At 46.0% G+C, this 12636-nt stretch carries 13 protein-coding genes and 2 other annotated features; of the genes, 10 read left to right on the top strand and 3 right to left on the bottom strand.

Annotated features, from left to right (window positions below; genetic code table 11):
• Nucleotides 1-28 precede the first annotated feature (28 nt).
• A complete protein-coding gene (gene rsfA / locus AC0DBE_RS11850) occupies nt 29-808 on the bottom strand; it encodes a prespore-specific transcription regulator RsfA (RefSeq protein WP_014115572.1) in 780 nt (259 codons plus the stop codon).
• A 214-nt stretch (nt 809-1022) separates the two neighbouring features.
• Between rsfA and AC0DBE_RS11845 the strand changes: the two genes are divergently transcribed.
• The 6 genes from AC0DBE_RS11845 (at nt 1023) to AC0DBE_RS11820 (ending at nt 6601) form a co-directional block, all read left to right on the top strand.
• Nucleotides 1023-1247, top strand: a complete 225-nt coding sequence (locus AC0DBE_RS11845; protein ID WP_003222050.1) for a YuzB family protein — start codon at nt 1023-1025, stop codon at nt 1245-1247.
• Nucleotides 1248-1407: 160 nt separating this feature from the next.
• Entirely contained in the window at nt 1408-2709 is a 1302-nt protein-coding gene (locus AC0DBE_RS11840) for an HD domain-containing protein (RefSeq protein WP_014115571.1), read from the top strand.
• 35 nt (nt 2710-2744) lie between these two features.
• Complete coding sequence (locus tag AC0DBE_RS11835; RefSeq protein ID WP_003222046.1) at nt 2745-3245, top strand: YwgA family protein; 501 nt, start codon at nt 2745-2747, stop codon at nt 3243-3245.
• A 136-nt stretch (nt 3246-3381) separates the two neighbouring features.
• On the top strand, nt 3382-3537 hold the full coding sequence (locus AC0DBE_RS11830; protein ID WP_133063232.1) for a hypothetical protein: 156 nt from the start codon (nt 3382-3384) through the stop codon (nt 3535-3537).
• Between the two features lie 79 nt (nt 3538-3616).
• Nucleotides 3617-3839: a binding site (T-box leader), on the top strand.
• A gap of 31 nt (nt 3840-3870) precedes the next feature.
• Nucleotides 3871-4092: a binding site (T-box leader), on the top strand.
• A gap of 53 nt (nt 4093-4145) precedes the next feature.
• Nucleotides 4146-6062: a threonine--tRNA ligase gene (gene thrS / locus AC0DBE_RS11825; protein ID WP_472962249.1), complete on the top strand. Its 1917-nt coding sequence runs from the start codon at nt 4146-4148 to the stop codon at nt 6060-6062.
• Between the two features lie 119 nt (nt 6063-6181).
• Complete coding sequence (locus AC0DBE_RS11820; protein ID WP_014115567.1) at nt 6182-6601, top strand: MarR family transcriptional regulator; 420 nt, start codon at nt 6182-6184, stop codon at nt 6599-6601.
• A gap of 42 nt (nt 6602-6643) precedes the next feature.
• Here AC0DBE_RS11820 and AC0DBE_RS11815 read toward each other — a convergent pair whose 3' ends face one another.
• A complete protein-coding gene (locus AC0DBE_RS11815) occupies nt 6644-6832 on the bottom strand; it encodes a 2-hydroxymuconate tautomerase (RefSeq protein WP_003222038.1) in 189 nt (62 codons plus the stop codon).
• A gap of 108 nt (nt 6833-6940) precedes the next feature.
• On the opposite strand from AC0DBE_RS11815, the gene AC0DBE_RS11810 reads away from it, so the two are divergent.
• Both AC0DBE_RS11810 and AC0DBE_RS11805 read left to right on the top strand, forming a co-directional pair.
• Nucleotides 6941-7600, top strand: a complete 660-nt coding sequence (locus AC0DBE_RS11810) for a site-2 protease family protein (protein ID WP_061186518.1) — start codon at nt 6941-6943, stop codon at nt 7598-7600.
• Between the two features lie 12 nt (nt 7601-7612).
• Nucleotides 7613-8131 carry a YwhD family protein gene (locus AC0DBE_RS11805; RefSeq protein ID WP_003222033.1) on the top strand — a complete coding sequence of 173 codons (519 nt, stop codon included), beginning with the start codon at nt 7613-7615 and terminating at the stop codon, nt 8129-8131.
• 320 nt (nt 8132-8451) lie between these two features.
• Here AC0DBE_RS11805 and AC0DBE_RS11800 read toward each other — a convergent pair whose 3' ends face one another.
• Nucleotides 8452-10527: a transglycosylase domain-containing protein gene (locus tag AC0DBE_RS11800; protein ID WP_072182347.1), complete on the bottom strand. Its 2076-nt coding sequence runs from the start codon at nt 10525-10527 to the stop codon at nt 8452-8454.
• Nucleotides 10528-10728: 201 nt separating this feature from the next.
• Between AC0DBE_RS11800 and speE the strand changes: the two genes are divergently transcribed.
• Together speE and speB are read left to right on the top strand one after the other, a co-directional pair.
• The gene (speE, locus tag AC0DBE_RS11795; RefSeq protein ID WP_003222027.1) at nt 10729-11559 is read left to right on the top strand and encodes a spermidine synthase; all 831 of its coding nucleotides are present in this window, start codon (nt 10729-10731) and stop codon (nt 11557-11559) included.
• Between the two features lie 60 nt (nt 11560-11619).
• Nucleotides 11620-12492: an agmatinase gene (speB, locus tag AC0DBE_RS11790; RefSeq protein ID WP_014115562.1), complete on the top strand. Its 873-nt coding sequence runs from the start codon at nt 11620-11622 to the stop codon at nt 12490-12492.
• Nucleotides 12493-12636: the final 144 nt, after the last annotated feature.

Raw genomic sequence — 12636 nt, 5'->3', positions numbered from 1 at the left:
CCAACAGCTGTTTTGGGATTTTTCTAACTTACTCTGCCATTTTTTCTAAATTGCCGTTTCGGTCCATTTTGAAGGACGGAGAGGCATGTTCATCTTCTTCAAATAAAACTAGCTTTCTGGCTCTATTCATAATTTTCACCAAGGTTTCATAATCTTCTTGGATCGTTTTTTGGTCTTTTTCAAGCTTTTGTACTTCTGCCTCAAGCTGTTCCGTTTTGCTTTGCAATTCCTGATTTTCTTTCTTTAAACGCTCATTTTCCATTTTTAATGCCGATGATTGCTCGTTATTGCCTTCGTAATTCTGCAGGAAGCGGATCACATCATTCATCGTCATCTCTGGCGCGGCTGCAGGTGTTTGGGGAGACAATAAGTGTGATAGACTAGCTAACTCTTCCTTAAAGCTTTCATCCACAAAAGGCATGTGTTCGCCTGACATGAAAGGCTGCTGCTCATTTTCAGCTGATGGGGCGTCTGTTTTAACCGGCTCCTCTGCAGCGGTTTCTTGAACGATTTCAGGATCAACCGCAGGAGGCTGATATAATAGCCTTTTTTTCGCAGGCTGCCCGTTTCCGAGCGCTCTCATCCGCTGTTTTCGCTGTTTTTTCGCAAGCTGAAGCGCTTTTTCATATTGATGGCGGACTACCGCGTTCCATCTGAATCCGCAGGCTGCAGATGTCCGGTTTAATTTATCACCGACTTCTTCAAAGGCGTTCAGCTGAGTGCTGCCCTCCCTCACATGCCGAAGCACTGTTTCGGCTAAAAGCAGATCATTTTCTTCTGACCAAGCGTCTTGTCGCTGTTTTGTCATTTATCTCAACTCCCATTTTTCTTTTCATGGTATTAGAATGTCCAGTTTGGAAAATATTTATACAAGTTGGCTGAAAGAATAGGAGATACGAAGGATGGAGCGGCTTGCAGGAACAGTCGAATCCTTGTAAAATGAAGAGTGATGTGATTTTTTTTGAAAAGCGATTTTAGGTTATTCACATAGATGAACATAGAAATGAAGGGAAGCGTACGTCATGGCTAATGAATTTCGAGTGTGTGATGATTGCCAAGCCACTAATATCAAAACATTGCTGCCGCGTTTAAAAGAAGTGGACCCGGACGCAAAAGTTGAGGTAGGATGCCAATCTTATTGCGGACCCGGACGGAAAAAATCATTTGCTTTTGTGAACAATCGCCCGCTGTCAGCTCCGACAGAGGATGAGCTGATTGACAAAGTAAAAAAGAAAATAAAAAAGTAAAAACATATTTTTTATAGCCTCGGCCCTCAGGTCAGGCTTTTTTGCTTCACATAACGTGTTTTTCGTAAAGATGGAACAAATCGCCGGGCAAATTCAAGGATGTTTTCAAAGAATAGAGTCGATATAATAGAAACACGGCTAAAAAAAAGAGGGAATGACGATGGCGTATCCAAATGGAAAATTATCAGAAGAAAAAGTGTTTAAAGATCCGGTGCACCGCTATGTTCATGTTCGGGACAAGCTGATATGGGATTTGATCGGAACCCGCGAATTTCAGCGTCTCCGCAGAATTAAGCAGCTCGGCACGACGTATTTGACGTTCCACGGCGCTGAGCATAGCCGGTTCAACCATTCTCTCGGTGTCTATGAAATTGTCAGGAGAATGGTTGATGACGTCTTTAAAGGCCGCCCTGAATGGGATGACAGTGAGCGCGAACTCTGTTTGGCCGCGGCGCTGCTTCATGATCTCGGGCACGGGCCGTTCTCGCATTCATTTGAAAAAGTCTTTCACCTTGACCACGAAGATTTTACAAGAGATATCATTTTGGGGGACACAGAGGTCAATCAGGTGCTCAGAAAGGTGAGCCCGCGTTTCCCGCAGGATGTTGCTGAAGTCATTGCCAAAACATATAAAAACAAGCAAGTGGTCAGCCTGATTTCAAGTCAGATAGACGCAGACCGCATGGATTACCTGCAGCGCGACGCATATTATACGGGCGTCAGCTACGGCCATTTTGATATGGAGCGGATTCTTCGGGTGATGCGACCGCGCGAGGATCAGATCGTCATTAAAGAAAGCGGGATGCACGCTGTCGAAGACTATATCATGAGCCGCTACCAAATGTACTGGCAGGTGTATTTCCATCCTGTGACAAGAAGCGCAGAGGTTATTTTAACGAAGATTCTTCACAGGGCGAAGCAGCTGCACGATGAAGGCTATGTCTTCACTCACGCTCCGGTTCATTTCTATTCTATTTTTGAAGGGAAATTGACGCTGGAGGATTATTTGAAGCTTGATGAATCTATTATTTTGTATTACTTCCAGGCCTGGGAGGATGAAGAAGACGCGATTTTATCTGATTTGTGCCGAAGATTCATTAACCGCCAGCTGTTCCAATACGTTGAATTCAATCCGAATGAAGAAATGTCGGCTTATTTTGAGCTGACTTCATTGTTCAAAGAGGCGGGAATCGATCCGAGTTACTATTTGGTCGTCGATTCTTCTTCAGATCTGCCATACGATTTTTACCGTCCTGGAGAGGAAGAGGAGCGTCTGCCGATCCATCTCTTGACGCAAAACGGCCAAATTAAAGAGCTGTCCAGACAGTCGGCTATTGTGGAATCCATCTCCGGGAAACGTCGGACGGACCACAAGCTGTACTATCCGAAGGACCTGATTTGTGACGGCTCTGAACATCCGGAAACGAAAATGAAAATCCGGCAGCTGCTGGGACTGACATAGAAATTGGAAAGAAGGAAAAAGGAGATGTCGGGAATTTGTTGAAAGAACATGCAAAACTGATGAAGGTGTTCTCGGATTCTGGAGAAATCATCGGGCGGAAGAAGCTGCAGAAAATGATTTATATCGCAAAGAAAATGCAGTTTCCTTTCTATGAGAAATATGATTTTCACTTTTATGGACCGTATTCAGAGGAACTGACGCTCCAGATTGAAGAGCTGTGCAACCTTGGATTTCTGCATGAGGTGAAGGAAAAAAAGGGCGGCTACTTTCAATACCGTTATTCGCTGACTGAGACAGGCTCTGCATTTTTAGACCATGCTGATCTGGATATGCCGGATATCAAAGGCTATATCGACAGTGTAAACAGCCGTTCATCACGGTTTTTAGAGCTGGTTTCCACGATCCTTTACTTTGACGGGCTTGAGGCTGAGGAAAAGAAAGAAAAAGTCTTTACAATCAAAAGCAAGCAAAAATATACAAATGAAGAATATGACGAAGCGCTTCAATACATAGAAGAACTGAAGCAGATTTGTTAACCATACCAAGCAAAAGAAATGACCCGTTTCTTTTGCTTTTTTTTACAAAACAGATTGCGGTTTCAGAAAATGTATTGTAAAATATATGAAATCATAAACAATCAGTAATGTATACAGGCACTGATAAGGACATGAGATGCTTTTTACGGTTTCCAGAGAGGGAAGGACAGCTGAGATCTTCCTAACGCAGGGGAAGCAGCTTACCGCCTTTGAGCCGTATCGGGGAAATCCAGTATCTGATACCGTCATGCTGCGTTACAGCACCTTAAAGCCGATACACCATGTGTGTTGATCGGGAATTTGGGTGGAACCACGGATGATAAACACATTCGTCCCTTTTAGAGGGATGGGTGTGTTTTTTTATGAACTAAATACATGCGATGAAAAGGACATGAATGATCATTACGGTTTTCAGAGAGGGAAGGAAAGGTGGGAGCTTCCCAGCTTAGGATGATCATTTACCGCCTTGGAGCAGCATTGGGGAACTGAAGTATCCAATGCCGTCTATGCTGCGTTACAGCACCGAGCCGATAAACATAGCGTTTGTCGGGAATTTGGGTGGAACCACGGGTACATCACACACTCGTCCCTTTTAGAGGGATGGGTGTGTTTTTTTATGAATTGAATACATGCGATGAAAAGGACATGAATGATCGTTACGGTTTTCAGAGAGGGAAGGAAAGGTGGGAGCTTCCCAGCTTAGGATGATCATTTACCGCCTTGGAGCAGCATTGGGGAACTGAAGTATCCAATGCCGTCTATGCTGCGTTACAGCACCAAGCCGACAACATAGCGTTTGTCGGGAATTTGGGTGGAACCACGGGTACATCACACACTCGTCCCTTACAGCGGGACGGGTGTGTTTTTTTATATCCAACAATTATGAAGGAGTGTTTAAAAATGAGTAAACAAGTGCACATTCAGCTTCCGGACGGACAGATCAAGGAATATCGGAAAGGCATCACAATCAAAGAAGCGGCTGGTTCTATCAGTTCCAGTCTGCAAAAGAAGGCGGCTGCGGGCCGGGTCAACGGCAAGCTCGTTGATCTCAGCTTTAAGCTGGAGGAGGATGCTGAGCTTTCGATTGTCACACTTGATTCCCAAGAAGGCTTGCAGGTGCTTCGCCACACATCAGCGCACGTACTGGCTCAAGCAGTGAAACGTCTGTACGGAGAAGTGTCATTGGGGATAGGTCCAGTGATTGAAGACGGCTTCTACTATGACATGAAGCTGGAGCAAAGCTTGACATCAGGAGACTTAGAGGCCATCGAAAAAGAAATGAAGAATATTATAAATGAGAACCTTGAAATCAAACGAATTGAGGTTTCTTACGAAGAGGCTGAAGAGCTGTTTGCCAAAAAAGGCGAGCCGTTTAAGCTGGAGATTTTGAAGGATATTCCGCGCGGAGAGGATATCACGCTGTATCAGCAGGGAGAATTCGTTGACCTGTGCCGCGGGCCGCATCTTCCTTCTACAGGAATGATCAAGGCGTTCAAACTGACAAGAGTATCGGGCGCTTATTGGCGCGGAGACAGCGAAAATGAAGTCCTGCAGCGGGTGTACGGGGTTGCGTTTCATAAGAAAAAAGATCTCGATGCACATCTTCATATGCTGGAAGAAGCGGCAAAACGAGACCATCGCAAGCTGGGCAAACAATTAGAGCTGTTTATGTTTTCTGCAGAAGCGCCGGGAATGCCGTTTTATTTGCCGAAAGGGCAGATTATCCGCAATGAGCTGGAATGCTTCTCGCGTGAGCTGCAAACAAAGGCTGGCTACGAGGAGGTCCGTACGCCGTTTATGATGAATCAGCGGTTATGGGAGCAGTCAGGCCACTGGGATCATTATCGCGACAATATGTATTTTTCAGAAGTGGATGATACAAGATTCGCAATGAAGCCGATGAATTGTCCCGGCCATATGCTCATCTTTAAAAACAGCCTGTATTCGTATCGGGATCTGCCGATTCGAATGGCGGAATTCGGCCAGGTGCATCGCCATGAATACAGCGGTGCTTTAAACGGAATGCTTCGCGTCCGGACGTTCTGCCAGGATGATGCCCATATCTTCGTTCGAGAGGATCAGATTGAGAGTGAGATCAAAGAAGCGATTCGGCTGATTGATGAGGTATATCGTACTTTTGGCTTCGAGTATTCGGTCGAACTCTCGACTCGCCCGGAGGATTCATTAGGCGATGACAGCCTTTGGGAAGCGTCGGAACGTGCCTTAGCATACGTCCTTGAGGAGCTTGGCCTGTCTTATGAGGTTAATGAAGGCGACGGGGCGTTTTACGGGCCGAAAATTGATTTTCACATAAAAGATGCCCTGAAACGAAGCCACCAATGCGCGACAATACAGCTTGATTTTCAAATGCCGGAAAAATTTGATTTATCATATATCAATGAACACAATGAAAAAGTTCGTCCTGTTGTCATACACAGAGCGATATTCGGCTCGATCGACCGGTTCTTCGGCATTTTGATCGAGCATTTCGGCGGGGCATTCCCAGTCTGGCTTGCACCGATCCAGGTTCAAATCATACCGGTTTCGCACGTTCATTTGGACTATTGCAGAAAGGTGCAGGCAGAGCTGAAGCAGCTGGGGATAAGAGCCCGCATAGATGAGCGCAATGAGAAGCTGGGCTACAAAATCAGAGAGTCGCAGGTGCAGAAAATCCCGTACGTGCTGGTGCTTGGGGATCATGAAGAGCAGGAAGGTGCGGTAAACGTCCGCCAATTCGGAGATCAGCAGAATGAACACGTTCCTTTTCAGTCGTTTAAAGATAAACTGGTCAAACAGGTGAAAAATCGCAGTATCTAGGAGAAAAGCTGTGAATTCTCATTTTGCTTTTTTGACTTTCCCTATCCGGAATCAGTAAAATAATAAGTAAATCATATCGTTCGTATGTTATGAATGCATCTCGAAATGGGGAAATCTACATGGACCATGACAAACTGGAAGCAAATTTGCTGGATCACGCACTTACAAAATACTTGAAAAGCACGAAGCAATTAGATGAAGCCACTGTTCCGAAACACGTGAATAATGTAAGAGGATTTATTCTGCGGATTATATACAGACATGGGAGCTGCACCATAAAGGATATTCTGAAGGAGGTCACACTGTCTCCCTCTGCTACAACCACCGCCCTGAATCATTTAGAACAGGAGGGGTTTATTAAGAGATCCAGAAATAACAATGATCGCCGTACTGTATGGATTACGCTTTCTGAATCGGGCCGGGGAACAGCTGAGCAAATGATCGAAAACCGCCAGCAGCTGATTGACAGCATGTTTGAACGTTTAACAATCGAAGAGAAAAAGACGTTCCTAGCGATTATTGGGAAGCTGGCCCAATAAGGATAGAAAGAGCCGGTGCGCGAAGCGCCGGCTTTATAGAGATTATTCCATATCGCTCAGGCGTTTGCCTGCGACGGCATAATGGTCTTTTCTCATTTCTTCTATAAATACAACAATTTTTTCTTCAGAAGCACCGGTTGTTTCCTTTACGGCTTCTGTTACTTTCTCGACAAGATTGCGTTTTTGCTCGTCTGTACGGCCTTCGAGCATTTTGACGGTTACGTATGGCATGGGTGCTGAATCCTCCTTTATCTCGTTTCCTCTCTTTAGAAAAAGAGGCTTCTTATAGTATACTGAATAAAGTAAATTCTTGCATTTTTAGAAAGAGGGATATCTCACTTGGACCGTTTTTTATATTATCCGTTATCTTTAATGCCATACCTCGTCATCACGTTAATTGTGTCGTTTACGATACATGAGCTTGCCCATGCTTATGTTGCATACAAATTCGGTGACGATACGGCGAAAAGACAAGGAAGACTGACGCTGAATCCGATTAAACATCTTGATCCGTTCGGAACCATTTTGATTTTGGTGGCCGGCTTCGGGTGGGCGCGCCCTATTCCCGTTAATCGCCGCTTCTTTAAGAAACCGCGGCTTGCCGGTGTGCTCGTATCTATCGCCGGACCCGTCAGTAACCTGATTCTTGCGTTTATCGGTTTCTTTTTGTTAGTGTTGATGCATGCGTACGGAATGGAAATGCTTGCGGCATTTAGCACTGGACTTGATCAGTTCTTTTCCATTTGGATACAGCTGAATCTTGTTTTGTTTTTATTTAATCTGCTGCCGCTTCCTCCGCTCGATGGCTATCGGATTATTGAAGATCTCGTTCCGCCGGGGGTGCGTGCCAAGATGACGCAGGCGGAGAGCTACGGCTTTATCGTCTTTTTGGTTCTGTTTGTGACACCGCTCGGATCTTACGTGCTTTGGCCGATGCTCAATGCCGGAAGAGATTCGATTTTAGAGCTGTTTTCAGCGATATTTCAACCGCTTTTGTAGGAGGTAGAACTCATGGAAGAAAAAAAGAAAAAATCAATCGGGTTTAATATTATCAAAAGTGATCCGACAGACGGACACGGCGGTTTCGGTGTAGGGGCACTCAGCCTCGATAACATTTCCCCTGTATTCGTCGATGTAGAGGAAAAAGAAGCGTTCGTTGACATCGGTGCCATGCACGCCCGCAGCACCGTTGAAAAAGGAATTAAATTTCTGCCGAATAAAGAAGAAGTTCCAAACGGCAAACCATACTGGCTTGTGTGGGTGACGATTGACAGAAGAGAAGAGGGGCCTTATTACGCAGGGGTGACAGCTTGTGAACTGACGGTCGACAGAAGCATCAGAAGAGGCTACAAATCGCTGCCTGAGCATGTGAATCTAATGGATAAATCAATGAAACGGAAAATTATCATTGATAAAATGGACGACAGCTCGAAGCGTGTGCTCGGCGAGTTTCTGAAAAATCATGATCAGGGCCTATGGGACCGGTCCTCAGATGAATTAAAAACAGGCCTGCTTCCGGAAGACAATTAATTTGTGAACTTTCTGTGAACTTTTAGAAAATTTGAACTATTTTTCGTAAACATTGAGTAAACTGGTGATACAGAAATAGGACATGGAAAATCCCGAGCCGAAACAAGACTCGGGGTTTTTCATTTTCAAGTGTAAGATGATGTACGAAACCATTCGAGTCGGTGACTGGGAGATTAAAGCCGACGCCAAAGAAATGAGAAATTACCACTTATCCTCGAAGGATTCCCGGAACTGATTGTTTAGCTCGATTGCGTAACATTGCTTCCATCCATTATGAAGGAACCATACGAATAACCCGCCTCCGAGGAGACGGGTTATTTTCAATGATTTCGCCCCAGCCATTTGTCCCACCACTTTTTCGGTGAAGCAGGCTTCTCTTTGACTGGATGCAGGTCTTTTGTTTGTTTTGCTGGTTCGGCCCCATAGCATACGTTTGATGGCTCAGTGCCTTTCACAAAATACGTGTAGTGCTTGGCTGTGCAGCCGGGGCCGGACGTGTAGCCCGTTGCCGGATCAATGTACACGCCAGTTACGCCTTTTGGCGGTTTGAATGCAGTTTCCGGTTCTCCTTTGAGCGCATTCTCCATGAAGTCAGCCCAAATCGTTTTGGCATAGCTTTTTTCTTCGACCGAGTCGATGGTGCTGTTTTTGTCATAGCCCGTCCAAACACCTGCGGCCAGCTTTGGATTGAAGCCGATCATCCAGCTGTCTGCGCTTGTGGTTCCTGATTTTCCCGCATACGTTCTTGTCAGGCGGTTGGCGATCGTCCGTCCGGTTACCGACGTATAGCCGTTTAAATCCGTATCAAACATGCCTGTCATCATACTCGCCGTGACAAAAGCGGCTTTTTCATCGAGCACTTGTTTATGCTGATTAGGGCTTTCATACAGCACATGTCCCGCTGCGTCCGTGACCCTCGAAATAAAGGTCGGTTCGATTTGCTTCCCGCCATTTGCGAGCATGGCATAGGCATTGACCATCTCAATCGGGCGCACGGGTTCGGTGCCGAGCGCCAGGGACGGCAGTGCTTGAAGCTGCGCAGTGATGCCGAATTCCTTTGCCGCCTGTACGAGCTTGTTCATGCCAAGAAAGAGATGTGTTTTCACAGCGTAAATGTTGTCGGAAAGCGCCAGCGCCTGCAGAAGCGTAATCGGCTTGTTGGCGTAGTATCCGTTATAGTTGCTTGGAGAATAGGTTTCTCCCTTTGCATCAATTTGAAACTCGGTTTCTTCGCTTTTCATCAAGGTGACTGGCGTAAATCCGCTCTGGATCGCTTTATAGTACAGTAACGGCTTGATCGTCGAAGCAGGCTGGCGCTTCGCCTGTGTCGTCCGGTCAAACGGGCTTTTTTGATAATCCCTGCCGCCGACAAGAGCGAGAACGTTTCCTGTGCGGGGATCAATAGCTGAAAATCCGACTTGAATGTCAGAGCCGGCGTTAACCGTTTCGGTAATGGTCTCCTCGGCGATGCGCTGCATCCGTTTATCTACTGTTGTATAGACGTTTAACCCGCTTGTTTCAATTTGCTCCCGCGTCAGGCCGAGCTTTTTCTCCAGCTCTCTCATCGCATTGTCATAGAAATAAGGGGCCTTTCTCTTGGAAACTTGTTTATTCAAAGGCTGATAGGAAAGAGGTTCTTTCATCAGTTCATCCGCTTTCCTATGGCTGATCATCCGCTGCTTTTCCATCATCCGCACAATCGTTTTCTGGCGCTCCTTGGCCTTTGTTTCATTGACATACGGCGAATAGCCGGAAGGGCCTTTTGGGATACCCGCCAAAAGCGCCGCCTCCGCATCTGTCAGGTTTTTCGCATGCTTGCCGAAATACAGGCGGGAAGCGGCTTCAATGCCGTAGGCGCCATGGCCGTAGTAAATCGTATTTAAATAGCCTTCCAATATCTCGTCCTTAGAATAGTTTTGTTCCAGACGGATCGTGTAGAACGCTTCATTCCATTTTCGTTTCCACGTTTTATCGTGTTCAAGATATAAGTTTCTCGCATATTGCTGGGTGATGGTGCTTGCGCCTTGAACCTTGGCAAATGCTTTCAGGTCAGCAAGCGCCGCACCGGCCATGCGTTTATAATCAAAGCCGTGATGATCGTAGAAATTCTGGTCTTCAACCGCCACTGTCGCTTTTACAATCGTCGGATTCATGTCCTTTAAGGGGACCCAATAGCGCTTTTCACCGTAATTCGTTTCCCCGAGCTTTGAGCCGTCACTCGCATACAAAATCGTGGATTGCGGCACTTGCACGGAGGGAGCACCCTGGTATTTGGCTATCAAAATGACAGTCATAAACACAGCAGCTGCCGCTAAGGCCGCCAAAGCCCCTAAAAAGATAAAGGCGCGAACGGTTTTCAGCGTCAGTCTCAGCCGTTTATTTGTCATTGCATCCACAACGGGTTCCCCCTTTTTTTATGTTTCTACTATTATGAGAAAAAAAGATCATTTTTAAACATCGCAGAACAGGACGTATCTTTACTTTTTCCCCGCCATCCTCTATACTTTTTCCTTAGGTGAAAATGAGATTTCAACCGAGAATAAAAGCTGATAAGACGCTTACAATAAATAAATACAGCCTTGAAAGGGAGATGACAATTGAGCGAACTTTGGTACACAGAAAAGCAGACGAAAAACTTTGGCATTACAATGAAGGTTAACAAAACGTTACATACAGAACAAACGGAGTTTCAGCATTTAGAAATGGTGGAAACAGAAGAGTTCGGCAACATGCTGTTTTTGGACGGCATGGTGATGACATCTGAAAAAGACGAATTCGTTTATCACGAAATGGTGGCGCATGTCCCATTATTTACGCATCCTAATCCGGAGCACGTTCTTGTAGTCGGCGGCGGTGACGGCGGCGTCATCAGAGAAATCCTGAAGCATCCGAGCGTGAAAAAAGCGACACTAGTTGATATTGACGGCAAGGTCATCGAATACTCTAAAAAGTTCCTTCCTTCTATCGCAGGAAAACTGGATGATCCGCGCGTTGACGTGCAGGTGGATGACGGATTTATGCACATTGCGAAATCTGAAAATCAATATGACGTGATCATGGTAGATTCAACTGAACCTGTCGGACCAGCTGTAAATCTGTTTACAAAAGGATTCTACGCGGGAATCGCGAAGGCGCTGAAAGAAGACGGTATTTTCGTCGCTCAGACGGACAACCCATGGTTTACACCGGAATTAATCACAAATGTACAGCGAGACGTGAAGGAAATCTTCCCGATTACGAAGCTGTATACGGCGAACATTCCGACATACCCAAGCGGTTTGTGGACATTTACGATCGGTTCGAAAAAATATGATCCACTTGCAGTAGAAGATAGCCGTTTCTTTGAAATTGATACGAAATATTACACAAAAGATATTCATAAAGCGGCCTTTGTTCTGCCGAAATTTGTGAGTGACCTGATTAAATAATGTTGGTATGGCGCAGGAGCGAATCTTGCGCTTTTTTATAGGAAAGCGAGGGTATTATAGATGAGATTTGATGAAGCTTATTCAGGAAAAGTATTTATTGCGAGCCGTCCCGAGTGGGAGGAGGCGGACGCCATCCTTTACGGCATGCCGATGGACTGGACGGTCAGCTATCGCCCGGGCTCACGCTTTGGCCCAAGCAGAATCCGCGAGGTGTCAATCGGCCTTGAAGAGTACAGCCCGTATTTAGACCGTGATCTGGCCGATCTGAACTTCTTTGATGCCGGCGACATTCCGCTGCCGTTCGGAAATCCGCAGCGAAGCCTTGATATGATTGAGGAATATGTGGACAGTATTTTAGAAAAAGGGAAGTTCCCAATGGGCATGGGCGGGGAGCACCTTGTGTCATGGCCTGTCATTAAAGCAATGCACAAGAAATACCCAGACCTTGCGATTATCCATTTTGATGCACATACAGATCTTCGCGTTGACTATGAGGGAGAACCGCTTTCTCACTCCACGCCGATCCGCAAAGCGGCAGAATTGATCGGACCGCAAAATGTGTATTCATTCGGAATCCGTTCCGGCATGAAAGAAGAGTTTGAATGGGCGAAGGAAAACGGCATGCACATCTCAAAATTTGAAGTGCTTGAACCGCTGAAAGAAGTGCTTCCGAAGCTTGCGGGCCGTCCGGTATATGTCACAATCGACATTGACGTATTAGACCCTGCACACGCACCGGGAACGGGCACCGTTGACGCCGGGGGCATCACGTCTAAAGAACTGCTTGCGTCCGTTCATGAAATCGCGCGTTCAGAGGTAAACGTGAAGGGCGCTGATTTAGTGGAAGTCGCACCGGTATATGACCACTCAGAACAAACGGCAAACACAGCCAGCAAAATCATTCGTGAAATGCTGCTTGGGTTTGTGAAATAAGAAAACATCCAGACCTTGGGACTGACCCCATAAGATGAGACAAATAAAAACACCTTCAAGTTTGAAAACGGATGATTGTTATCCGAAATTAGACTTGGAGGTGTTTTTTCTATGGGGACAAGAGTGAGTTATCCGGTTGAAGTG

The sequence above is a fragment of the Bacillus sp. VA15 genome (genome assembly GCF_055721145.1).
The sequence above is the reverse complement of the archived record's forward strand: the minus strand, read 5'-3'. Positions and strand labels throughout refer to the sequence as shown.